The following is a 23,958-nucleotide window of genomic DNA, read 5'->3' as shown; positions in this document are numbered from 1 at the left end:
GTGCGTTTGGAAAGCCACAATTTACACCGTTTGGCCGCTTGGCGCAGCCTGCTGCCCTGCTACCTGGTCATTTGATACGGAATACGGCGTCGACCGTCTGTCCCATCTTGAGGACAGTGACCATCAGCATGTCGTCGGGATTTTGCCGCTGGCGGCTGTTGGCGCGCTGGTAGCGGTCGGACGGCACCAGGCCCACCGCATTGCCCAGGTTTTTCAGCTGGTCCGACGAGATGCCGGCCACGGCACCCACGCGCTTGCCCAAGCCGCGCGCCATGGCGTCGGCCTTGCGCTGCGCATCCTTGACGGCCTCGCCCACCAGCTCCTCTTCCAGGCGGATGCGCTGCGTGGCGCCGAAGGTGACGGCAAACGCATCGAGGTTGGGCATGGCCAGCAGCGGGCCCATGACGGCGGGCCATTTCGACAAATCCGCCACGTTGATATGCACGCTGGCCTTGATCTGGTACTGCGGATTGGCCGGATCCTGTTCTGCGCCCTTGCGGATTTCCTTGCGCACGTCGCGCACCTCGATGCCGGCCGCCGCTTCCGGCAAACCCTGCTCCATTAGCAGCGCCTTGATTTCCGTGATGCGCGTCTTCACCAGCGCGGTGGCCACGTCAGGCGCCGGGTCGAAGGCGCTGACATCGAAGTCGATCTCGCCCAGGTCCGGCGTGACGAAGCTGTAGGCCGTGCCCGTCGCGTGGATGAAGGGATAGGAAGGCAAATCGCCGGCCAGAGCGGAGATGGGCAAGCAGGCGAACACGAGGGACAGCAGGCGGCGTTTGAACACGGACACTCCAGCACGGTTAAGGTGCATGAAGTATCCGCCAAGATGGCCAATATGACAATGGATTAGTCGAGCGTGCGCGCCACGCGGAAGCCCACGATATCGTTCGACAGCACGCTGGAAAAGCCGTTGCGCAGGGCCGAGCGCAGGTAGCGCGGGTGGTACAGCCAGGAGCCGCCGCGCAGGATGCGCCGGCTGCTGTCGCTGCCCTCTTCCCAGGCACTGCCATCGACGGGCGCGCCTTCGTAATTGTCGTGCACGACGTCCTGCACCCATTCCCACACATTGCCATGCATGTCGAACAGGCCCCAGGAATTCGGCGCGAAAGTGCCCAGCGGCGTGGTGCCGCCCCGGTACACGCCGCGCGGGCCGCCGTTGTAGACGTACAGGCCGTCGTAATTGGCTTGCTCGGTGCTGATCGTGTCGCCCACGTTGAAGGCCGTGCGCGTGCCGGCGCGGCATGCGTATTCCCACTCCGCTTCGCTGGGCAGGCGGTAGCGCCGGCCCGTGCGCTCGCTCATCCACGCCATGTACAGCTGCGCGTCATTCCAGCTCACGCCCACCACCGGGTGCTGGTCGTTCTGCACGAAGCCGGGATTGTCCCAGTCCGTTTCCGAGCCGCCCGCCCAGCCGGTCGCCTTGACGAAGGCCCGCCATTCGCCCACGCTGACGGGGTGGCGCGCCAGCGCGAACGGGTGCTCGATGCCGACCCAGTGCTGCGGCGTTTCACGATCCAGCCACGTCTGCTGCGAGCCGGCCTGGATGGCGGCCTTGTGTTCCGTCTCGTGCGCGCCCATCTGGAAGCGCCCACTGGGAATGAGCACCAGTTCCGGCCCCTGCCCCGAGCCATCGAGAAAATCGTCGCGCAAGACGCCTTCCGCATTGGGCACCGGTTCCACGTGCTCGGCTTCCGGCGCCGGCGCGGATGCCGGCGCAGGGGCAGCTGCTGCGGCGGCGCGGCTGGCCTGTTCCTTGCGCGCGCGTTCCTGCTCGGCGCGGTAGGCCGCTTCCGCCTTGGCGACGATGGCCTTGCGCTGCAATTCCTGGTGTTCCTGCAAGGCGGTGGCCGCATCGGCTTCGCGGCGCGCGCGCAGCTGGCCGCGCAGCGCTTCCTTGCGCAGCTTGCGCGCCTCTTCCGCTTCGAAATGGCGCTGCGCCTCCTGTTCGCGGCGCAGTTTATCTTGCCGCTGCTTTTCCAGCGCGGCCGCCTGGATCTCGGCCTTGCGGCGCTGGTCCAGTTCTTCCTGGCGCGCCCTCGCCTCCTTGACCGCCGCCTCGCGGGCCTGTTCGGCCACCAGCGCCGCCTCCCGTTGTTGCTGCGCCTGCTGCGCCGCGCGCGCCTGCTGCTGGCGCGCCTGTTCCGCCAGTTCTTCAGGCGACGGCCCGGCCGCACGCTCCAGGTTTTCCAGCAAGGCTTGCACGGATTGGGGCCGCAGTTCCGGTGTCAGCGAAAAACCGTTCTGCAGTACTTGCCACTGCTGCGCGTTGAGCGCTTGCGGCGCGGACGGCAAATGGCTGGCGCTGCGCGCGTCGTCGAACGGCATGCGCCCTTCGAGCATCTGATAGATCATCACGGCCACGGCGTACACGTCCAGGCCCGGGCTGGGCTGGCGCTGGTTGACGCCGGCCTCGGGCGCCCGGTAGCCGTGCGTACCCGCATTCGGCATGTCCAGCGCCAGGCTGCTGTCCGCATTGCGCACGCGCGAAGCGATGCCGTAATCGAGCAGCTTGACGTCGCCCCTGGCCGTCAGGAAGACATTGCCCGGCTTGATGTCGCGGTGCACGAGCTTGTGCTTTTCCCACGCATACGACAGGGCTTCGGCCACCGGCTGCAGCAGTTCCTGCACGGTGGACAGGGGCAGCGCGCCCTCGCGCGCCAGATAGTGCTCGAGGTCTTCGCCATCGAGGCATTCCATGATGATGAAATAGCTGGCCGTGGCCGGATCCTGCGCCCACTCGTAGACGCGCACGATGTTTTCATGCGCGAGCTTGCGTGCCTGCGTCGCCTCCTCGATCAGCAGCTTGGCGTGCGTGGCGCTTTGCGTCAGCTGCGGCGGCAAGATCTTCAGCGCCACCATTTCGCTGCTGCCCAGCTCCGCGTGCGTGGCCAGGTCGGTCGCTTGCCACACCTGCCCCATGCCGCCCGTGCCGATCAGCCGCTCGAGCCGGTAGCGGCGGTTTTGCGGGCCGATTTCCTGGCCCGTCATGAAGCCCAGCTCCGTGCCCTGGCGTACGGGCAGCGGCGCCGGCACAGACGCAGCGCTGGGTGGCGCGTACTCGGCGTCGAGGATGGCGTTCTTGCGGCGTTCAAATTCCTGCTCGCTGAGCAGCCCGTCGTCGTGGAGGGCGCGCAGTTCCCGCAGTTTGTCTCGTGCTTTTTGCATCATCTGGGGTGAAACGCTTCCATCAAGGCTGCAAGGCGACGCCGCAGGCGGCGCAGAATTTATCTTCCGGATGGCCCGCGCGCTGCGCATGGCCGTTCTTGCAGCGCAGCGGCGCCGACCCGCCACCGGACTGCGGCTGCAGCGCCTGCGCCACGGCCACGCCCAGCTGCGCCTGCGCCGACAGGCCATGCGCGTGCGCCGCATTCTGCAGGTTGATCAGGTCGAGCTGCTGGCGCCGTTCGCGTTCCGCCTGGCCTTCCAGGTAGTTGCGCTCCTGCGCCACGCTGTCCTGCGCCATGCGCATGGCGTCCAGCGGCGCGATGCTGTTTTCGGCCGCCGCCAGCGCCGCCAGCGCGTGGATTTGCTCGGCGCTCATGCCTGCCTGCAGCTGCGTTTTCAGCACTTGCGCCAGCACGGCCGCATTCTGCCCGGCGGCCATGGCCACCTTGCCCGTGTCGCTCAGCGAGCCGATTTTCTCGATGCGGTCGATATCGATGCGCGCCAGTTCGGCCGCATGCGCCTGCTGCGCCAGCAGGGCTTCATACTCCCCCTTCCAGCGCGCGTAATCGCTTTCGCGCTGCTGCGCCATGGCCAGCAGATCGCGCTGCCATTGCGCTTCCTGTTCCAGCTGGCGCAGCTGCTGGCGCTGCTCCTCGATGGCCAGCGCGTCGAGCTGCGCCAGCTGCGTTTGCTGCTGCAGCTGGCGCGCGTGCACGCCATCGGCCTCGATGGTGCGCAGCAGTTTTTCCTGCTGCGCGACGGCGTCCTCGCGCGCGCCGCCGCGCCGCAGCGCCGCCACCTTTTCCGCGATTTCCGCCGCCTGCACCTGGGCCGCCTCATCCTTGTGCGCTTCGGCGCGCAGCAGTTCGCGCTGGCGCGCCAGTTGCATCTGGTCTTCCCACTCCTGCACCCGCTCCGCTTCGCGCTTGCGCGCCGCATTCGCCAGCATCAGTCCCTGCCACGCGGCCTGGTGCTGCTCCGCCTCCAGCTGCGCCTCGCGCCGGGCCGCATCCGCCTCCGCCTGGCGCAGGCGCGCCAGCTGGGTGCGGCGGCCCGTCTCGTCGTCGATCAGCAGCGCGCTTTCCACCTGCTGCGCGATCGACTGCAGGTGGACCTGATGCGTAAAGCGCTGCTGCGCCAGCTGGATCTGTTCGCGACCGTGCAGCTGCGACAGTTCCAGCTCGCTGCGCATCTTGATGCCGGCCAGCGCCCGCACGTGCTCCCAGTTGGCCGCTTCATCGGCCCGCTGCGCGCCCTTTTGCGCCAGTTCCTGTTCCAGCTCGCCCAGCGCCAGCGCGGCGCCATGGTCGAGCGCCTGGCGTCGCGATTTCGCTTCCAGGATGCGGCCATACAGGTCGATCTGGCGCCCGCGCAGCGCTTGCAGGCGCTCCGCTTCCTGGTGGTTCAGTTCCGCCTTTTCCAGCGTCGCATCCTGCCGCAGTTCGGCGCGGCGGTGCGCGTGGCGCGCCGCCAGTTCCTCGCGGCGGATGCGCTGCCACTCTTCCTCGTCATACAGCTGGTCGAGCTGCTTCATGCGCTCCAGGCTGTGCTGCTCGAGTTCCTGCGCCGGCAAGCCGCCCAGCCACAGGGTGCCGATGGCCGCATCGCCGTCGCCCTCGCGCTTGTCGTGCCGCAGGCTGAGCGTTTCCACGCGCGCCACGGCCAGGCCACTGGGCGCCAGGCGCTGTGTCAGGGCCGATTGCAGGCGTTCGTTCAATTCAGGCCGCAGGTCGGCGTTCGCATCCATCTCGCGCAGCGCGCGGCTGGCGACAAATTCCAGTGCAATCTGGCGCACGGACGGCAGCAGCAGCGCGTGCAGGTGGGCGCGCGTGACGGCGCCCGGCGCACGCATGAACTGGCGCGCGAACGCGTCGGGCTGGCCCAGCGCGATGTCCACGCGCAGCGATGCGGCGACGCCCAGCATTTCAGTCGTGGCCAGGCCAGGCAAATCGAAGTCCAGGCTGATGGCATCGGCACGCGCGATCAGCACTTCGGCCGGGCGCGCCGGCAGCAGCGCCGGCAGGCGCGCAAAGAAGGCGGCGCTATCGTAGTCGCCAGCCGGTATCAAGGTGAAAGCGTCCGATTGCACGATCCAGGCGCGCGATTCGGCCGGTACCTGCAAGCGCCGCGCCGCGCTGCCGAACAGCGAGGAGAGTTCGCGCACGCCGAAGAACAGGGCCAGTTGCCCATCGGCAAGATGCCATTGATTGGCATGCAGCACCGCGTCGCTGTCGGGCGCGCCCAGCGACAAGCCACATTGCGCGCAATAGCCGGCGGCAGCGCCATTCTTGTGCTCGCAGCGCGGGCAGCGGGCGCCGCCAAAACCAAACAATTGGAACATGTGTGACTCCTGATGATATTTTTATCCACGTGATCGGGCTGCCATGTCGATTCTAGCAGGACAGTCGGCGCAGCACCTGCCACGCACGGCATGGGCACAACACTGTGCAGTGTCAAATAATGCCATGCGGCAAGTGCATTCATAAGCACGGATACAGGCCTAATTAGGCCTCAATTCAAGCGGTCGACCGGTGCGCTGGCGCTCCGGCATTCCAGCGCCGTTTTTTTGCAGGCCATCCCGCCAAAACCACGTCTGGTCGCATGTGCATGGCGCACCAGCGCGCGTCTGGCTACAGTGCAGACATACCCACCCGCCACCCCCGAAAGGAATAATGATGAAAACCCTGAAAAACATGGAAGCCATCTTCACCATCGCCGTCGCCATCGCCTGCGGTGCCAGCTATGTCAGCTTCATGCAGCCATCGGCTGCCAGGACGGCCGATGTGGCGCAAGCCATTCCCGTCGTCGTGGTCAGCGCCAAGCGCATGACGGAACAGGAAAAGAAAATCTCGCTGATCGAGGAACGGCAAGCCTTGCTGGGCAACGCCACCGCCAGCACCCTGTGAGCCACCGATGCTGACACCACGCCGCCTGGCGCCCGCTTGAATACCGCCGCGCCAGGCCGCCATTTGTATCCGCCACGGATACACGGACACACAGCATTGTGTCAATTGTAATAAGTTGAATCAAAGGCGATCTGCCCGCCAGCAAGCGCCTATAGTCCATTTCACGCAATCACCGAAATGGAGCACATCATGAAACCCGTCACACTCTACGCAGCAGCCATGCTTGCCATCAGCACCGCGGCCTTCCTGCCTGCGCAAGCGATGGCACAGAATCAGCTCGGCGTCAGCATTGTCATCGGCGACGCCCCGCCTCCGCCACGGTTTGAAAGCGCCCCGGCGCCGCGCGCCGGCTATGTCTGGGCGCCCGGCTACTGGAACTGGGATGGCCAGCGCCATGTCTGGAACAACGGCGAATGGCTGCGCGAACGGGGCGGCAACCAGTACCGCCGCGCCGCCTGGATACAAGAGAACAACCGCTGGCGCCTGGATCGTGGCGGCTGGGTCGCCGCGCAAGTGCAGCCCGTGCGCTATGACGAGATCCGTATCGCCCCGCCGCCGCCGCGCCGCGAAGCCATCCCGCGCGCGCGCCATGGCTACACGTGGGCGCCCGGCCACTGGGAATGGCGCAGCCAGCGCTACGCTTGGACGCCAGGCGTATGGATCGCCGAACGCCCCGGCTACGTGTATGCGCCGCCCGCCTGGAACCAGCGCGACGGCCGCTGGCAGATGGAGCAAGGCCGCTGGTCGCCACGCGGCCCGAACGGCGACCGCGACCGCGACGGCATCCCCAACCGCTATGACCGCGACAATGGCAACCGCCACGACCGCGATGGCGACGGGATTCCGAACCGCGATGACCGCCGCCCCGATAATCCGCACCGCAACTAAACAGCGAACACCAAGGCCACCGTTCGCGGTGGCCTTGTCATTTTCCCGACACATCCGTGTATTAGAATCGCGCGACGATCAATCACACTGCGCGAGAAAGATTCACGATGGCGATGGAAACTGCCGGTTTTACCTACGGCTCGGACACCTCGGGCCTGGTCTGGGGCTTCCTGTTTGGCCGCGAGGCGCAGCCGCTGGCGCTCGACTCGACGGCGGCGCTGGCCTGGCTGGCCGATGGCGCGGCGCGCCCGGCGCAGGAATTCGTCTGGCTGCATTTCAATTTGTCGCATGCGGCCAGCGAAAAATGGCTAATGGCGCACACGCAGCTGGCCGATGAATTCTATGAAACCCTGCACCAGGGTTCCCGCTCGACGCGCATCGAACAGGCGGAAAACACCTTGATCGCCGTGGTCAACGATGTGGTGCACAATTTCTCGTTCGAGGCCTCCGATATTTCCACCATGTGGGCCAGCGTGGCGCAAAACCTCGTCATTACGGCGCGCCGCGCGCCGCTGCAGTCGATCGAGCGCCTGCGCCAGGCCGTCATCAAGAACCACGAGCCGATACGCTCGTCGGTGGAGCTGCTGATCCATCTGCTGCGCGACCAGGCCGACGTGCTGGTCAACATCGTGCGCGACGCCGTGGCGCGGGTCGACGATATCGAGGATCACTTGCTGGCCGGGCGCCTGGTGCCGAAACGCGAAGACCTGGGCGCCATGCGGCGCGTGCTGGTGCGGCTGCAGCGCCTGCTGGCGCCGGAACCGGCCGCCCTGTTCCGCCTGCTGCAACGCCCGCCCGCATGGGTGTCGGAGCTCGACAGCCTGGAACTGCGCCAGTCGACGGAGGAATTTTCCGTCGTGCTCAGCGACATGTCTTCGCTACAGGAACGCATCAAGCTGCTGCAGGAAGAAATCGCCGCCAGCGTCAACGAGGAAAACAGCCGCAGCCTGTTCGTGCTGACCATCGTCACCGTGCTGGCCTTGCCGATCAATATCATCGCCGGCATGCTGGGCATGAACGTGGGGGGTATTCCGCTGGCCCAGCATCCGCAGGGATTCTGGATCATCGTCGCCATCATCGTCACGTTTACGGTCGTGGCGGGATGGCTGGTGGTGCGCGTGCAACGCAATAGTTGACTATCGAAAACACGGCCTTGCAGGCGAACGGCAGGCGCCGTTCGCCATCACTGCTTATCGGTGATATTCGCCGGCCCGTTCAGGCTGATAAACGATTTCCTCGATCTTGACCTTCACCACGCCGCCCGGCATGGGCCAGGCGATGCTGTCGCCAACGGACAGGCCCAGCAGCGCGCTGCCGACGGGCGCCAGCACGGAAATACGGTCGGCCTGGCCTTCCACATCCTTCGGATACACGAGCGTCAGACAGAATTCCTCCTTGTTTTCCACCGTGAAGCGCACGGTGGAATTCATCGTCACGACGGTCGGGGGAATCTCTTGCGGCTCGAGCACCTCGGCGCGGCCCAGCTCGTCGAGCAAGGCGGCCTTGTCCGGCGATAAGTTATTACCCAAGGCATACAACAACGCTTCCAGTCGTTCCAGGTCTTGTGACGACAAAATAATTTTTGGTTTTTTTTCCAAGATATCCTCACTATTGATCATTAGGGCGACGTCCGGTTTTACTGGCGGCTGCTGACTTGGCCGCGGCAGACAAAACAAACAGCATCAGAACGTCCATCATCAGCGGATTATGGACGAACTCGCGGAGCAAGGCCATAGCGTTCTCGCATTCTTCATTAAAATTTATTAAAATCAATGGCTTGCAATGGCTGATGCAGTAAAAAAGTTAATCCGTGCCGGGATGACTGCAAGCATGGAAGTTATTCTCGGTAGTATTTTGTTTACCATCAGCATGTTTTTAGAGAAAAAAAACGGCGGGCAAAAAAAGGATTAAAATTCAGCATGAATTATTATTAGAAAGACACGCCCTCTTTTTCCGCCTGTCTTGTCGCCTTGCTTGCCGCCACCGGTGCGCGGCATGGACACTAAATTGCCGCGCACCCTGTACTTTCGCGCTGCAAAATGACAATATGTCGGCCTTAGCAACACGTTGAGAGTTCCGGCTCACTTCGGTTTTCATCAGACTGGAACGTAAAGTATGGCAGGGCGAGGCGCGATCACACGGGGCGGCGGCAAGCGGGGCCGGCAGGAGGAAGCGTCATGATGGCGCCATTGATGCTGCCGTCGTCGCAATTGCGCGGCGACCGCATAGCCCGGCTGAACCTGCTGGCCGCGGCAGCCATGCTGGCCATGGCCAGCCTGTTGCTGATCATCTTCCAATTGTTTTCCCTTCAAGCATCCTTGCAGCGCAACCTGTATATCCAGGCCGACATGCTGGCCCCCGCCGCCGCGCAAGCCATGCGCCAGGACAATCGCCTTGCAGCCCAACAACTGCTCGCTCCCCTCGCCGCCGCGCCGCATATCCGGCAAGCCCTGCTCTACAGTCCCTATGGCACGCCATTTGCCCGCTACGCGCGCAGCAGCAACGATGCCGTGCCGGCGGCGCCGCGCAACGGCATGCACATCGATTACCTGGACGGCAGCGCCGCGATATTGAAGGCCTTGCCCGGCGGCGGCGCGCTGTACCTGCGCGCCAGCCTGACGCCGCTGTACGCCAGCCTGGCGCAATTTGCCGCCTTCACCCTGCTCGTCTGCCTGTGCGCGTTTGGCCTGACGTTCCTGATGGTGCGCCGCACGCGCACCGCCGCCCAGCATGCGGAAAACCATTTGCACTACCTGGCCCACGTCGACTCCGTCACGCAGCTGCCGAACCGCCATGAATTCAACGACGCCCTGGCCTACGCACTGGCGCGCGCCGACCGCCAGGACAGCAGCGTGGGCCTGCTGCTGCTGGACCTGGACAACTTCAAGGTGGTCAACGATACGCTGGGCCACCACTGCGGCGACCAGCTGCTCAAGCTCGTCGCCGAACGCCTGGTGGCCATCCTGCGCGGCACCGACATCATCTGCCGCATCGGCGGCGACGAATTCGTCGTCATCGTCGAACCGGCCGACGACGCCTCGGAAATGGCCAGCGTGGCGCGCAAGATCCTCGCCGTGCTGGCCCCGCCGTTCGACCTCGAAGGCCACCAGCTGTATGTCAGCGCCAGCATCGGCGTGAGCCTGTATCCTTTCGACGCGCAGGACGTGGCCACCCTGACGCGCAATGCCGATACGGCCATGTACCACGCCAAGCACCAGGGCAAGAACCGCTACGCCGTGTTCAAGGCTGAAATGGAACTGCGCGCCCAGCGCCGCCTGCGTATGGAAGCGAACCTGCGCCGCGCGCTGCAAAACGAGGAACTGTATCTGCACTACCAGCCGCAGATCGACTTGCGCAGCGGGCGCATCGTCGGCGTGGAGGCGCTGGTCCGCTGGAATTGCCGCGAGATGGGCCAGCTGAGCCCCTCCGAATTCATCCCCGTGGCCGAGGAAAGCGGCATCATCGTCGACCTGGGACGCTGGGTGCTGCAAAGCGCCTGCCGCCAGGCGGCCCTCTGGTGCAAGGCGGGCCTGCTCGATTCGCTCGAGCACGTGGCCGTCAACCTGTCGGCCTGCCAGGCGCGCGATCCGGGCCTGATGGACGACATCCGCGCCATCCTGCACGAAACGCAGCTGCCGCATGGTTTGCTGGAGCTGGAAATCACGGAAGGGGTCCTGATGGACAATATCCACGCCAACGTGGAATTGATGCGACGCCTGCAGGAAACGGGCATCCACCTGTCGATCGATGATTTCGGCACCGGCTATTCCTCGATGTCCTACCTGAAGCGCCTGCCGATCGACCAATTGAAAATCGACCGCAGCTTCGTGCACGACCTGCCCGGCGAAGGCGAAGCCATCGTCACGGCCATCATCGCCATGGCGCACAGCCTGCATCTGAAAGTGGTGGCCGAGGGTGTGGAAACCTTGCGGCAGGTGGAGTTTTTGAGGACAGCGGGCTGCGACAACGTGCAGGGCTTTTTCTTCGCGCGTCCGATGACGGCGGCGCAGTTGACGGCATTGCTGCTGGAGCGGCGCGACTGGAGCACGCGCACGATTTTGCCGGCTTGAGTGACTGCCAACGATGGTGTCGGATTACGCGGCGTGCCGCCGCTAATCCGACCTACACAATGAACAGGTAGGTCGGCGTAGGTCGGATTAGCGCACAGCGCGTAATCCGACATCACCGGCCCATACCCCCGTAGGTCGGGTTAGCGCGCAGCGCGTAACCCGACACCACCCACATCAGGCCAATTTCGCCGAATGCTCGCGCGTCGCGTGGAACGTCAGCTTCGGCCAGCGCTCCTCCGTCAAACGCAGGTTGACGCCCGACGTGGCCAGGTAAGCCATGTTGCCGGCCGCATCGTAGGCCACGTTGTGGCCCAGCGCGTTTTCAAAGTCCTGCAGGATGCGCTTGTCGTCGCAGCTGACCCAGCGCGCGCTGCTGATGCTGGTGCCTTCGAAGACGGCATCGACGCCATACTCGTTGAGCAAACGGCTGGCCACCACTTCGAACTGCAGCACGCCGACGGCGCCCAGTACCAGTTCGCCGCCCTGCACCGGCTTGAACACTTGCACCGCACCCTCTTCGCCCAGCTGCTGCAAGCCCTTGTGCAACTGCTTGATCTTCAGCGGATTACGGATGCGCACGGAGCGGAAGAAGTCCGGCGCAAAATACGGGATACCCGTAAAGGTCAGCATCTCGCCTTCGGAAAAACTGTCGCCGATCTGCATGTTGCCGTGGTTCGGCAAGCCGATGATGTCGCCCGCGTACGCCTCTTCCACCTGTTCGCGCGACGATGCCATGAAGGTCACCACGTTCGACACCTTGATCTCGCGCCCCAGGCGCAAGTGCTTGACCTTCATGCCGCGCTCGAAACGTCCCGAGCACACGCGCAAAAAGGCGATGCGGTCGCGGTGGGCCGGGTCCATGTTGGCCTGGATCTTGAAGACGAAACCGGTAAACGGCTGCTCGGACGGCGCCACCGAACGCACGGTCGCATCGCGCTCGCGCGGCGCCGGCGCCCAGTCGACCAGCGCGGACAGAATCTCGCGCACGCCGAAGTTGTTGATGGCCGAACCGAAGAACACGGGCGTCTGCACGCCCGAGAGGAATTCCTCCAGGTTGAACGGGTTCGACGCGCCGTGCACCAGTTCCACTTCCATGCGCAATTGATCCATCTCGAGCGGGAACATCTCTTGCAGGCGCGGGTTGTCGATGCCCTTGATGATTTCAAAGGCGCCGTCGGCCTTCTCCTCACCGGCCTTGAACAGCATGATCTCGTCGTTCAGCAGGTGGTACACGCCGCGGAAGTTCTTGCCCATGCCGATAGGCCAGGTGACGGGAGCGCACTGGATCTTCAGCACCGATTCGAGTTCGTCGAGCAGGTCCAGCGGATCGCGCGTCTCGCGGTCCATCTTGTTCATGAAGGTGACGATCGGTGTATTGCGCATGCGGCACACGGCCAGCAGCTTGATCGTCTGCGCTTCCACGCCCTTGGCCGCATCGATCACCATCAGCGCCGAGTCGACCGCCGTCAGCACGCGGTAGGTATCTTCCGAAAAGTCCTGGTGGCCCGGGGTGTCGAGCAGGTTGACGACGTGGTCGCGGAATTCGAACTGCATCACCGAGGACGCGACGGAAATGCCGCGCTGCTTCTCGATCTCCATCCAGTCCGACGTCGCGTGGCGGCCCGATTTACGGGCCTTGACGGTACCGGCCATCTGGATCGCGCCCGAGAACAGCAGCAGTTTTTCCGTCAGGGTGGTCTTACCCGCATCCGGGTGGGAAATGATGCCGAAGGTGCGGCGGCGCTGCACTTCGCGCGCGATCACGGCCGGCGCCTTGCTGCTCGCTGGCGCTGCTGCGCTGTCCGCGTTGTCGCTGGAATCGGGGGTGTTGATGTCGTTCTCGTTGGCCATATTGGTGACCATAATATGGCCCTCGCAAAAAACCCTCGATTTTACAGAAGGATCGCCCGTCCGTGTGAACTGCTTCACTCTGGCGAACGGCAAAATTGGGCACTTCATCAAGAGGTCACAATCCGCAGGCAACATTGCACTGCAGAAATGTTGTCACCCTACCCTGGAAACCCGATGAAAATCCTTCTCACGCCCGCCATCCGACTCATGCAGCGCTTGCGCCTGCTGCCCAAATTCATGCTTGTCTGCCTGGTCTTCCTGCTGCCTTTGGCACTGGCGACCACCCTGCTGATTTCGGAGCTGGGCAAATCGCTGGCCCAAGCGCAGGATGCGCAGCGGGGCGTGGCCTATGTGCGCCAGCTGCAGGAAGGCACGCGCCTGCTGCAGCAACGGCGCGGCCTCGAGCACTTGCGCCTGAGCGGCAAGGCGGGCATGGACAACACGACATTGAACGCACGCATCACGGCCACACTGGCGGCCCTGGCGCGCCTGCCTGCCGGCGCCGGGCTGCCGCAGGCGGCCGAACTGACCAAGCAGTGGCAAGCCCTGCTGGGCCGCCAGACGGGCCTCGCGGCGCGCGACAGCTACGCGGCGCATACGGCGCTGCTGCGCCAGGCGGCCAAACTGGGCCAGCTGGTGGCTGACCGTTCGCACCTGAGCCTGGACCCGGACGCGGGCGCCAACCACTTGAGCGCCGTCTTCACCGCCACCCTGCCCGACTTGGCCGAGAGCCTGTCCGACATCGCCGGGCGCGGCGCCGCCTACATCGACACGGGCTTGTTCGAAGCGAATGAAGATCAGCTCGTCAACGCCAACGCCCTGATCGCGCGCCATGAACTGGAACGCCTGCCGGCCCGTTTCGACGAAATCCTCGCCGCCAGGCCGGAACTGCGCGCCAGCCTGCAACCGTCCCTGAAAGCCGTGCCGGCCGCCCTGGCCTTCCTCGAACGCACGAAAAACGAAGTGACCAATTCCTACGACCAGACCTCGGGCGCGCAATTCCACGCGGCCGGCATGCAAGCGATCGCCGCCCTGCACGCGCTCTCCGGCGCCTCCGCCAGCGCTCTGGACGATTTGCTGGCGCAGCGCATCGCCCGCGACGAGGCGCGCCGCGCTCTGATCCTGGCGGCCATGCTGCTCGTGCTGCTGGCCGCCGCCTATCTGTGCGCAGGCTTCTATGCCGCATTCGCGCGCGACGTGAAGCAATTGCGCGCGGCCGTCGGCGCGGCGGCGGCGGGCGACCTGTCGCAGCGCATCACCTCGCAAGCGCACGACGAGATCGGCGACCTGGTGCGCGACTTCGGCGCCATGACGCATGGCCTGGCCACCCTGGTGCAGGAAATCCGCGGCGGCGCGGCCGTCATCGCGGCGGCCGGCGCCGATATCGCCCGGGGCAACGCCGCCCTGTCCGGCCACACGGCCACGCAAGCGGACGCGCTGGGCGCCACCGTAGACTCGATGCGCGAGCTGACGGCCACCGTGGGCCGCAACGAAGCGCACGTAGGACAGGGGCGCACCCTGGTGGCGACGGCCGCCGATGTGGCCCGGCGCGGCGGACAGACCGTGGGCGCCGTGGTCGACACCATGGCGTCCATCAAGGCCAGCTCGCACAAGATCGTCGACATCATCGGCGTCATCAACGGCATCGCCTTCCAGACGAATATCCTGGCCCTGAACGCGGCCGTGGAAGCGGCGCGCGCGGGCGAGCAAGGGCGCGGCTTTGCCGTCGTCGCCTCAGAAGTGCGCAGCCTGGCGCAGCGCTCGAACGAGGCGGCGCTGGAAATCAAGCGCCTGATCGGCGATTCCGTCGCCACCGTGGACGCGGGCGGCGACCTCGTCAACGCCGCCGGCAACACCATGCGGCAAGTGGTCGACGCGGTACAGCAGGTGGCCGTGGTGATCGGACGCATCAGCAGCGCCGGCGCCGAGCAGAATGGCGAAATCGCCCGCATCAACCAGGCGCTGGCGCAAATCGACGACATGACGCGCCAGAACGCGGGCCTGGTCGACGAGGCGCGCGCCGGTTCGCAGCGCCTGCACCAGGAAGGCGAGGCGCTGACGCAGGCCGTCAGCCGCTTCCGCCTGGGGGAACACGAGACGCCAACCCCGCGCCAGGCGCCGGCCGCAGCCGTGCGCGACAGCTTGCCCAGCGTGCGTCCGGCCGGCCTGTGGAGCGCCAACAAGCCGCGAGTCATATCACAAAATCGCGCGGAACGGCGCAAGGCTAGCTAGTCAAAAGTGTGAGCGTAGGACAAGGACTACAATTCCGCCTCAAAAGAGACTACAAAGTGGCGACTGCTAATCTTATGTTCGCCACTTACATAAGCTTTTAAAGTAGCTACATCGCGATCTGCACCGCGCGGTCGAACAAAACACCGTTACCAAATGGATATGGCAACTTTTTTTGACCAGCAACGCGGCAGTCGCACTCCGATGTAAAAAGCCTGTGAGGAATACTATGAACCAAACTCAACTTAGCACCCCGGTCCAGAAGAACCAGTTGCTGCCGCGCGCCATGCCGGCGGCCGGACGGGAAATCAAGCTTGCGTCGCGGGTTAGCCTCAGCAGTGCCCAACAGAATGAATTGCTGGCCGCCCTGCCGCGCGCCGCGCTTGAATCGCTGTTCGAAGACCTGGAACTGGTGGAACTGCCTTTCGGCAAGGAATTGTATGCCTACGGTAACAACCTGGAATACAGCTACTTCCCCACCACCGCCATCATTTCGCTGCTGTACGTGATGGAAGATGGCGCAACGACGGAAATCGCCGTCGTCGGCCATGAAGGCGTGGCCGGTGCCTCACTGCTGGCAGGCGAGCGCGCCATGTGCACGGCTGTCGTGCAAAGCGCCGGCTACGGCTACCGCCTGAAAACGCAAAGCCTGCGCGATGCCTTCAATCAAGGCGGCGCCCTGCCCCAGCTGCTGATGCGCTACACCAACGCCTTGTTTGCGCAAATGGCGCAGAACGCCGTCGGCGGCCGCCACAGCTCGATCGAGCAAAAGCTGTGCCGCTGGCTGCTGGACCGCCTGGACCGTTCGCCATCGAATGAATTGAAAGTGACGCAAGAGTTGATCTCGATCATGCTGGGCGTGCGCCGCGAAAGCATCACGGCCGCTGCCGGCAAGCTGCAGGAAGAAGGCTTGATCCACTATCGTCGCGGCAATATCACGGTGCTGGACCGCGCTGGCCTGGAATGCTATGCGGGCGAGTGCTACAAGGTCGCCAAGACGGAATACGACCGTTTGCTGCGCGACGTTTCCCGCTGCTGATCATGCAAGATAGCTAAAAAAATGGCCGGGCTGCATGCCCGGCCATTTTTTTACTCAAAGAAAATTACGCTTCGATATCCGCATCGATGTCTTCCAGCTCCGGCGTCAGCGGCAGGGGAATCACGGCTTCCACGCACGTCCCCTTGCCTTCCGGCCCCTGGCGCACGGTGAGCGTGCCGCCCAGCAGCAAAGCCCGTTCGCGCATGCCCAGCAAGCCGTGCGACATGGGTTTTTGCAGCGCAGCTTCCGTAATGCCGATACCGTCGTCGATCACGCGCAGCACCAGGCCGTGCTCGTTGCGTTTCAAGGTCACGCTGACCATGCCGGCGCGCGCATATTTCATGATATTCGTCAGCGATTCCTGCACGATGCGGAACAGGGCAATCGTCAGGGTGGCTTCGCGGTTGTCGATATTGATGGCCACGTCCGTTTCGCAGCGTACCGAGCTCATGCGTGCAAAATCCTCGCAATAGCTTTCGATGGCGGCGCACAGGCCCAGGTTGTCCAGCAGGCTGGGGCGTAAATCCTCGACGATGCGGCGCTTGAGCTCCACCGTTTCCAGCAAGGTCGCCTTGGCGCGGCGCAATTGCGCGGCAAGTTCGGGCTGCGTGTGCGCCAGTTGCTGCGTGACGGCGCCCAGGTCCATGCTGATCGACGTCAGGTTGGCGCCCAGCTCATCGTGCAGCTCGCGCGCCAGGCGTGCTTTTTCCACTTCGTTGACGCTGATCAAATGGCGCGACAGCACGGATAGCTGCTCGGTACGCTTGCTGACCGTCGATTCCAGGGTGTCGTTGGCATTTTGCAATGCATATTCGACGGCCGCGCGGTTCTGGAAGCTGCGCCGCACCAGCTGGTAAAACATGATCAGCACGAGGATGGCCAGGGCATTGATGCCGATGCCGAGCAGCACGGCCTTCTGGTACTCATGATAAAAGGCGGCGCTGCCGTTCGACAGCGCTTCATTCTGCTCGCGCGTCATGATCACCACCTGCAGGCGGATTTCGTCCATGGTGGCGCGGTCATCGGTCACGCGGGAAATGTTGACGATCTCGGCCAGCCCGCCCTGCTTGTAGACGTCGATAGACTGTTGCAACATCGACATCTTACGCCGGATCAAGCTTTTCAGCTGGCCCAGGTTTTTCAGCTGGGTGGGACTGCCCGCGAGCAAGGTTTGCAGCTCGTTGAATTCGTTTTCGATTTCCGTGGTGGCCGTCTTCGACGGTCCCAGATACGTTTCCGAGCCGGAAATGAAATAGCCGCGCAAGCTGCTTTCCGCATCGAGCACGAGCACGTTCAAATACTGCAGGCGGTCGGCCACGCGGGCGCTCTGGCTGAGCAAGGCATTCGTGCCCTTCAGCGACTGCAGGTTGTGATAGAGACTGAAACCATTGAGGACAAGCAGCAAGGCGCACGTCACGCACAGGATCGTCTTGTACAGGGGCAGGCGGTGATTCGGGGCCGGTTCAGCGGTGAAATACATCCTGATGTGCATCCTTAGCAAGGTTCGGCGCGGGAAAGAGCGCCTGCGCCGGCCAATTATAGTCCTCGCCACAAACTGCTGCACTGCACAAGTCGTGCTTGCTAGCGGGCTGAGCGATCATGTTTCCATGATCGCACCGCAACGCTAGTCAAGCAAATTGTTTTTCATTGCGTAATAGGTCAAGTCGCTGTTGGATTGCAAGCCCATTTTTTCCATGATGCGCGTACGGTAGGTACTCACCGTCTTGATGCTCAACGACAAGGCCACGCCGATGTCGGACACGGTGGCGCCACGCGCCAGACGCAGGAAGACCTGGAACTCGCGGTCCGACAATTCCGTATGCAGGGCGGCATTCGTGTCGCGGTCGAACGACTGCGCCAGCAATTCGCCCACGGTGGAGCTGACATAGCGGCGCCCCTGGAACACGGTGCGCACGGCCGTCATCAGCTCGTCGGCTTCGCATTCCTTGTTCAGATAGCCATTCGCGCCCATCTTGAACAGGTTCAGCGCGTATTGTTGCGCGGGATAGCCGCTGAGTATCAGCACGGGCAATTCCGGCTGGCCCTGGCGGATCGTGCGCAAGGTATCGATGCCGCTCTGATCGGGCATGGCGATATCGAGCAGCAATACATCGCAAATTTCGCGGCGGGCGATATCGAGCGCTTCGCGCCCGGTACCGGCTTCCGCCACCACACTGAAATCGCTTGACGATGAAAAAATCTGTTTGAATCCAGCTCGTACTATTTGGTGATCATCACAAATGGCAACGCGTATCATTGTTTCCCCTTAAATTTTCCTGGCCTGGGAAAGACTACCGGAACCTGAACGCTGCTCCGGTTCAGCGTCACTAACAAAAACGCAACATTAACATTATATTCAAAATATGGCGCGCCGTACGGTAGCGTCAACGCCAAGGCGGAGCATCCATGCAGTATAGTCAACTTGGTCAACTGCTACCGGACAACCCCACCTATATTGGTACAAATCTTATTTTAGCAAGTTTAAAATCGCAATTAATTCATTGCGTATCCACACGCGGTCCAGTGGCGCTTCCTGCGGCACGGCAGGCATGGCCGGCGGCACTGGCAGCTCGTCGGCGATGCCATGCGATGCGCCACGGCTGTCGAGCTTGTTGCGCGCACCGCTGATGGTAAAGCCCTGCTCGTACAGCAATTCGCGGATGCGGCGTATCAGCAGCACCTCATGGTGCTGATAATAACGGCGGTTACCACGTCGTTTGACCGGCTTGAGCTGGGAAAACTCCTGCTCCCAGTAGCGCAGCACGTGCGGTTTGACGCCGCACAACTCGCTCACTTCACCGATCGTGAAATAGCGTTTCGCCGGAATGGGCGGCAAGGCGATCAACTCGGTTTTACTGATGCGCTCGTTCATCGCCACTCACTCAGGCAGCACGTGCCAGCGGACTGGTCTCTTCGACCATGCTTTTCAGCTTCTGGCTCGCATGAAAGGTCACGACACGGCGCGCCGTGATGGGGATCTCTTCGCCCGTCTTCGGATTGCGGCCCGGCCGCTGCGGCTTGTCGCGCAACTGGAAATTGCCGAAACCGGACAACTTGACGGCCTCGCCACGCTCGAGCGCATTGCGGATTTCATCGAAAAAGGTCTCGACCATATCCTTTGCTTCGCGCTTGTTCAGGCCCACTTGCTCGAACAACAGTTCAGCCAGTTCCGCCTTGGTCAAGGTGGGTAAATCTTTTTCCGCTTCCTGGCGCACTTTGGCAACCAGCATGGCCCGATGCAAATCGGCGGCCAGTGCGGATTGCAGTACGGCGGAATCAACGTCGCTATTATTAATTTTCCTGCCCTGCCTTTTCTGTGCGCCCGAGCCCGCCACATGGCAAGCTCGTCTACGGTTGACGACGGAAAGGCCGTCACGCAAGGCGACGGCCGGTCCGGTAATTACGAACGCAGTTTCGCGTCGTGGCCCTGCTTGGCCGCATCGATCAGGACAGCCATCAGGCCATCGACGACATCGTCTTGCAGGGTGTTTTGAGTATCTTGCAAGCTAATCCGGAAAGCAAGGCTTTTTTCGTCCGCTTCCAGCCCTTTTCCACGATATTCATCAAATAAAACAATGGCTTGCACGATACGCGCCGCCGGGCTCGACTTTGCTGCGGCGTGGAAGCTGTCGAGCAGATCCTGCACGGCCACCGATTGCTTGACGACCACGGCCAAGTCGCGGCTGGCGCCAGGGAATTTCGAGATTTCCTGGTATACGGGCACGACTCGTTGCGTCAAGGCAGCGGCATCGACTTCGAACAGCACGGGCGCCAGCGGCAAGTCATACTTTTGCATCCAGCGCGGGTGCAATTCACCGATGAAACCGATGACCTTGCCATCGAGCTCCACGTTGGCCGAACGGCCAGGATGCAGGGCCGGATGTTCCGCTTTGGTGAAACGCAAGACCAGCGGCGCGAACAGCGCTTCCAGGTCCGCCTTCACGTCGAAGAAGTCGACCGTGCGCGAGGCCTGGCCCCACTGCTCGTCGGCAACCGCGCCGTAGGCCATGGCGGCCACACGCTTCGGCTGGGCATAGCCAGCCACCGACAGCGGGCCATTTTCCACGCTGTCGTCGCGCTGATAGATGGCGCCCACTTCGAAGATGCGCACGCGGTTCGTCTTGCGGTTCAGGTTGTAGCGCACATTGGCGATCAGGCTGCCGATCAGCGAGGAACGCATCACGCTCATCTGGCTGGCGATCGGATTCTGCAATTTGATCGGGTTCGTGTTGCCCGAGAAATCGCGCTCCCATGCCGTATCGACAAAGCTCATGTTAACCACTTCCTGGAAGCCCAGGTCGGCCAGCTCATGACGTACCGCAAACAGCGAGCGGGTATTTTCCGGCGCGATCTGCATCACGTTCGCGGCCACGGGCGGCAAGGTCGGGATGTTTTCAAAGCCGTACACGCGCGCCACTTCCTCGATCAAGTCTTCCTCGATCTCGATGTCGAAACGGTAGCTGGGCGACGTCACGGAAAACACGCCATCGGCCAGGGTGTATGGCAGGGCCAGGCGCGTGAAGATGTCGGCGATCAGCTCATCGTTGAGCGGCACGCCGATGACTTTTTGCGCGCGCGCCGTGCGCATCGATACGGGCTGGCGCTGCGGCAAGTTCACCACGTGGTCGTCGACGGGGCCGACGGTCGTCGCTGGCGTGCCGCAGATTTCCACGATCAATGCCGTGATGCGCTCGATGTGCTCGACGGTGGTGGCGAAATCGACGCCGCGCTCGAAGCGGTGCGCCGCATCGGTGGAGAAATTCAAGCGGCGCGCGCGGCCTTGGATGGCGTTCGGCCACCAGAATGCCGCTTCCAGGTAGATGCTGTCCGTATCGTCCGAAACAGAGCTGGCGTCGCCGCCCATGATGCCGGCCAGGGATTCGATTTCTTTATCATCAGCAATGACGCCGATCCACTCGTCGACGGCGATGGTGTTGCCATTCAAGAGCTTGACGGATTCGCCCGCCTTACCCCAACGCACGTCGAGGCTGCCATGGATCTTCGCCAGGTCAAACACGTGGCTAGGACGGCCCAGTTCCAGCATGACATAGTTGGAAATATCAACCAGGGCCGACAGCGGACGCTGGCCGCTGCGCTCGAGGCGCTGCTTCATCCAGTCCGGCGTGGCCGCCTTGGCGTTCAAACCGCGGATGACGCGGCCCGTAAAACGGCCGCACAGGTCCGGCGCGCTGACTTTCACGGGCAGGATTTCATCGCTGGAAACAGGCACGGTGCGGAACTGCGGCGCATGCAGGGGCACGCCCGTCAAGGCCGACACTTCGCGCGCCACACCCAGCACGGACAGACAATCCGCCTTGTTCGGCGTCAACTTGATGGTGAATTTCAAGTCGTTGAGCGCAAAGTAATCGCGGAAATTCTGGCCGATTGGCGCGTCGTCCGGCAACTCCATCAAGCCGGCGTTTTCTTCCGACAATTTCAATTCGCGCGCGGAGCACAGCATGCCTTGCGACTCGACGCCGCGCAGCTGGCCCACCTTGATTTCAAACGGCTTGCCATCGGCGCCAGGCGGCAGCATGGCGCCGGCCATGGCGCACACGACTTTCAAGCCCGGGCGCACGTTCGGCGCGCCGCAAACGATGTTGAGCATGGTGCCCGTGCCGACGTCGACCTGGCACACATTCAGGCGGTCCGCGTTCGGATGTTTTTCCATCTCCAGGACCAGGCCCACCACCACGTTCGAGAACGGAGGCGCGACAGGATCGACGTCCTCGACTTCGAGACCGGACATGGTCAGCAGATGGGCCAGTTCGTCCGAAGTCATCTTCGGATCGACCATGGTACGGAGCCAGTTTTCGGAAAATTGCATAATCAAGCCTTCAAAGGGTCAAAGTTCACAGCGCGAGCACAATGGATGCTGGGCGCTCAAGCGCCATGAATCAAACGGAACAACGCTTAGTTGAATTGCTTCAAGAAACGCAAGTCGCCTTCATAGAACAGGCGCAGGTCGTTGATGCCATAACGCAGCATCGTCAAGCGTTCCAGGCCGGAGCCGAAAGCGAAACCGATGAATTTCTCGGGATCGAGGCCGAAGTTCTTCACCACGGTCGGATGCACCTGGCCGGCGCCCGACACTTCCAGCCAACGGCCTTTCAAAGGACCGGAGCCAAAGGCGATGTCGATCTCGGCCGACGGTTCCGTGAACGGGAAGTACGACGGGCGGAAGCGCACCTGCAAATCGTCCGTTTCAAAGAACGCCTTGACGAAATTCAGGTACACGCCCTTCAGGTCGGCAAAGCTGATGTCTTCGGCAATCCACAGGCCTTCGACCTGGTGGAACATCGGCGAATGGGTGGCGTCGCTGTCGACGCGGTAGGTGCGGCCCGGCGCGATGACCTTGATCGGCGGCGTATGCGTGCGCGCATAGCGCACCTGCATCGGGCTCGTGTGGGTGCGTAGCAGCAAGGGCTTGCCATCGGTGTCGTTGCCATCGATGTAGAAGGTATCTTGCATGGAACGGGCCGGGTGGTTTTCCGGGCTGTTCAGCGCCGTGAAGTTGGTCCAGTCGTTTTCGATTTCGGGGCCGTCGGCCACATCGAAACCGATGGAGCGGAAGATTTCCTCGACACGTTCCCACGTGCGCATCACGGGATGGATGCCGCCTGGCATGCGGCCACGGCCTGGCAAGGTCACGTCGATCGCTTCGGCGTTCAGACGGCCTTGCATTTGGGCATCGGCCAGCGCATCACGGCGCGCCGTCAGCGCGTCCTCGATCTGCACTTTGACGGCATTGATCAGGGCGCCCTGCGCCTTGCGCGCGTCCGGGTCCAGCTTGCCCAGGCCCTTCATCATTTCGGTAATCTGGCCAGTCTTGCCCAGGTAGCGGGCTTTGGCGTTTTCAAGTGCGGCAGCGTCTGCGGCGGCGATAAAGTCAGCCTGGGCCGAGACGACGAGTTCTTCTAAGGAGTTCATGCGGCATTTCCTGTTTTGGACATCAATTCTGGACTCGGTTAGCTAAAATCCAACAATCAAAAACGGAAACGGGGCACAAGGTTCACACCTCTGCCCCGCTCTTTATAACGTCACCCTACGGATGACGCTGTGCAATGACCGTGCTTACGCAGCGATTTTTGCTTTAACTGCGTTGACAATCGCAGCGAATGCTGGCTTGTCCATCACAGCCATATCGGCCAGGACTTTACGGTCCAGTTCGATATTTGCTTTTTTCAAGCCGTTCATGAATACGCTGTACGTTACGCCATGCTCACGGGAAGCGGCGTTGATACGGGCGATCCACAGGCGGCGGAAAACACGCTTCTTGTTGCGGCGATCGCGGTAAGCGTATTGGCCAGCGCGCATAACTGCTTGCTTGGCAACACGGTATACACGGCTGCGGCGACCACGGTAGCCTTTAGCTTGAACAAGAATCTTCTTATGACGGGCACGAGCTGTAACCCCACGTTTTACTCTAGGCATAGTAACTCCTTAAATTGAGTGTGAGATTAAGCAGTCGGCATCATGCGCATGACGGATGTGACATCCGATGCGTTGATGTTACGGGTACCGCGCAACTGACGTTTGTTTTTGGTGGTTTTCTTGGTCAGGATGTGGCGTTTGAACGCGTGACCCGACTTGACTGTTCCACCTGGACGCACGCGAAAACGTTTTTTCGCGGAGCTTTTGGTCTTCATTTTAGGCATAGCAATCTGTCCTCTTACGGACAGCTCCATTTATAACAGGATTGCAGGTGGCAACACGACGCTGCGCTTAGATGCCTGCTTTCACATGTTGTGCAGCGGATGCGAGTCCGCTACAGTTCACGCGGCCCGCACATTGCTGAGCGGGCCGC

The 23,958-nt window shown here is 62.7% G+C and carries 20 protein-coding genes; 7 read left to right on the top strand and 13 right to left on the bottom strand.

Annotation, left to right across the window (positions count from 1 at the left end):
- Positions 1-67 precede the first annotated feature (67 nt).
- The 3 genes from GYK42_RS06030 to GYK42_RS06020 all read right to left on the bottom strand — a co-directional run bounded on the left by GYK42_RS06030 (position 68) and on the right by GYK42_RS06020 (position 5,509).
- A complete protein-coding gene (locus GYK42_RS06030; protein WP_346768067.1) occupies positions 68-787 on the bottom strand; it encodes an SIMPL domain-containing protein in 720 nt (239 codons plus the stop codon).
- Between the two features lie 62 nt (positions 788-849).
- Positions 850-3,171, bottom strand: a complete 2,322-nt coding sequence (locus GYK42_RS06025) for an SUMF1/EgtB/PvdO family nonheme iron enzyme (RefSeq protein ID WP_166446736.1) — start codon at positions 3,169-3,171, stop codon at positions 850-852.
- A 19-nt stretch (positions 3,172-3,190) separates the two neighbouring features.
- Positions 3,191-5,509, bottom strand: coding sequence for a hypothetical protein (locus GYK42_RS06020; protein ID WP_166446735.1), 2,319 nt, complete (start codon positions 5,507-5,509; stop codon positions 3,191-3,193).
- 334 nt (positions 5,510-5,843) lie between these two features.
- On the opposite strand from GYK42_RS06020, the gene GYK42_RS06015 reads away from it, so the two are divergent.
- The 3 genes from GYK42_RS06015 to GYK42_RS06005 all read left to right on the top strand — a co-directional run bounded on the left by GYK42_RS06015 (position 5,844) and on the right by GYK42_RS06005 (position 8,098).
- Positions 5,844-6,074 (top strand): hypothetical protein, encoded by a 231-nt coding sequence (locus GYK42_RS06015; RefSeq protein ID WP_166446734.1) that lies wholly within the window; start codon positions 5,844-5,846, stop codon positions 6,072-6,074.
- 189 nt (positions 6,075-6,263) lie between these two features.
- Positions 6,264-6,962: a YXWGXW repeat-containing protein gene (locus tag GYK42_RS06010; protein ID WP_240943480.1), complete on the top strand. Its 699-nt coding sequence runs from the start codon at positions 6,264-6,266 to the stop codon at positions 6,960-6,962.
- Positions 6,963-7,069: 107 nt separating this feature from the next.
- On the top strand, positions 7,070-8,098 hold the full coding sequence (locus GYK42_RS06005; RefSeq protein ID WP_205711291.1) for a transporter: 1,029 nt from the start codon (positions 7,070-7,072) through the stop codon (positions 8,096-8,098).
- A 54-nt stretch (positions 8,099-8,152) separates the two neighbouring features.
- On the opposite strand, the gene rnk is transcribed toward GYK42_RS06005, so the two are convergent.
- Complete coding sequence (rnk, locus tag GYK42_RS06000) at positions 8,153-8,560, bottom strand: nucleoside diphosphate kinase regulator (RefSeq protein ID WP_162835757.1); 408 nt, start codon at positions 8,558-8,560, stop codon at positions 8,153-8,155.
- Between the two features lie 184 nt (positions 8,561-8,744).
- On the opposite strand from rnk, the gene GYK42_RS29530 reads away from it, so the two are divergent.
- Both GYK42_RS29530 and GYK42_RS05995 read left to right on the top strand, forming a co-directional pair.
- Positions 8,745-8,873, top strand: coding sequence for a hypothetical protein (locus GYK42_RS29530; RefSeq protein WP_260687188.1), 129 nt, complete (start codon positions 8,745-8,747; stop codon positions 8,871-8,873).
- 266 nt (positions 8,874-9,139) lie between these two features.
- A complete protein-coding gene (locus GYK42_RS05995) occupies positions 9,140-11,032 on the top strand; it encodes a putative bifunctional diguanylate cyclase/phosphodiesterase (RefSeq protein WP_166446733.1) in 1,893 nt (630 codons plus the stop codon).
- A gap of 174 nt (positions 11,033-11,206) precedes the next feature.
- Here the strand turns inward: GYK42_RS05995 and GYK42_RS05990 are convergent, their stop codons facing one another.
- On the bottom strand, positions 11,207-12,883 hold the full coding sequence (locus GYK42_RS05990) for a peptide chain release factor 3 (RefSeq protein ID WP_046684614.1): 1,677 nt from the start codon (positions 12,881-12,883) through the stop codon (positions 11,207-11,209).
- A gap of 174 nt (positions 12,884-13,057) precedes the next feature.
- On the opposite strand from GYK42_RS05990, the gene GYK42_RS05985 reads away from it, so the two are divergent.
- Both GYK42_RS05985 and GYK42_RS05980 read left to right on the top strand, forming a co-directional pair.
- Positions 13,058-15,115: a methyl-accepting chemotaxis protein gene (locus GYK42_RS05985; protein WP_166446732.1), complete on the top strand. Its 2,058-nt coding sequence runs from the start codon at positions 13,058-13,060 to the stop codon at positions 15,113-15,115.
- Positions 15,116-15,341: 226 nt separating this feature from the next.
- Positions 15,342-16,151 (top strand): Crp/Fnr family transcriptional regulator, encoded by an 810-nt coding sequence (locus GYK42_RS05980; protein ID WP_034751913.1) that lies wholly within the window; start codon positions 15,342-15,344, stop codon positions 16,149-16,151.
- 64 nt (positions 16,152-16,215) lie between these two features.
- Here the strand turns inward: GYK42_RS05980 and GYK42_RS05975 are convergent, their stop codons facing one another.
- From GYK42_RS05975 to rpmI, 8 genes are all read right to left on the bottom strand, one after another.
- Positions 16,216-17,631 (bottom strand): sensor histidine kinase, encoded by a 1,416-nt coding sequence (locus GYK42_RS05975; protein WP_166446731.1) that lies wholly within the window; start codon positions 17,629-17,631, stop codon positions 16,216-16,218.
- Positions 17,632-17,775: 144 nt separating this feature from the next.
- The gene (locus tag GYK42_RS05970; RefSeq protein WP_034783185.1) at positions 17,776-18,408 is read right to left on the bottom strand and encodes a response regulator; all 633 of its coding nucleotides are present in this window, start codon (positions 18,406-18,408) and stop codon (positions 17,776-17,778) included.
- 210 nt (positions 18,409-18,618) lie between these two features.
- Positions 18,619-19,023: a MerR family transcriptional regulator gene (locus GYK42_RS05965; protein ID WP_166446730.1), complete on the bottom strand. Its 405-nt coding sequence runs from the start codon at positions 19,021-19,023 to the stop codon at positions 18,619-18,621.
- 10 nt (positions 19,024-19,033) lie between these two features.
- The gene (locus GYK42_RS05960) at positions 19,034-19,381 is read right to left on the bottom strand and encodes an integration host factor subunit alpha (protein ID WP_010399205.1); all 348 of its coding nucleotides are present in this window, start codon (positions 19,379-19,381) and stop codon (positions 19,034-19,036) included.
- A 170-nt stretch (positions 19,382-19,551) separates the two neighbouring features.
- Positions 19,552-21,978: a phenylalanine--tRNA ligase subunit beta gene (gene pheT / locus GYK42_RS05955; RefSeq protein ID WP_166446729.1), complete on the bottom strand. Its 2,427-nt coding sequence runs from the start codon at positions 21,976-21,978 to the stop codon at positions 19,552-19,554.
- Positions 21,979-22,064: 86 nt separating this feature from the next.
- Positions 22,065-23,081, bottom strand: a complete 1,017-nt coding sequence (gene pheS / locus GYK42_RS05950; RefSeq protein ID WP_034751917.1) for a phenylalanine--tRNA ligase subunit alpha — start codon at positions 23,079-23,081, stop codon at positions 22,065-22,067.
- Positions 23,082-23,225: 144 nt separating this feature from the next.
- On the bottom strand, positions 23,226-23,585 hold the full coding sequence (gene rplT / locus GYK42_RS05945; protein WP_010399214.1) for a 50S ribosomal protein L20: 360 nt from the start codon (positions 23,583-23,585) through the stop codon (positions 23,226-23,228).
- Positions 23,586-23,611: 26 nt separating this feature from the next.
- Positions 23,612-23,809 (bottom strand): 50S ribosomal protein L35, encoded by a 198-nt coding sequence (gene rpmI, locus GYK42_RS05940; RefSeq protein WP_038493025.1) that lies wholly within the window; start codon positions 23,807-23,809, stop codon positions 23,612-23,614.
- Between the last annotated feature and the right edge of the window lie 149 nt (positions 23,810-23,958).

Source organism: Janthinobacterium lividum, assembly GCF_011601275.1.
Taxonomy (GTDB): Bacteria; Pseudomonadota; Gammaproteobacteria; order Burkholderiales; family Burkholderiaceae_D; genus Janthinobacterium; species Janthinobacterium lividum_E.
Note: the sequence above shows the minus strand (reverse complement) of the source record. Positions and strands in the feature narration are given on the sequence as shown.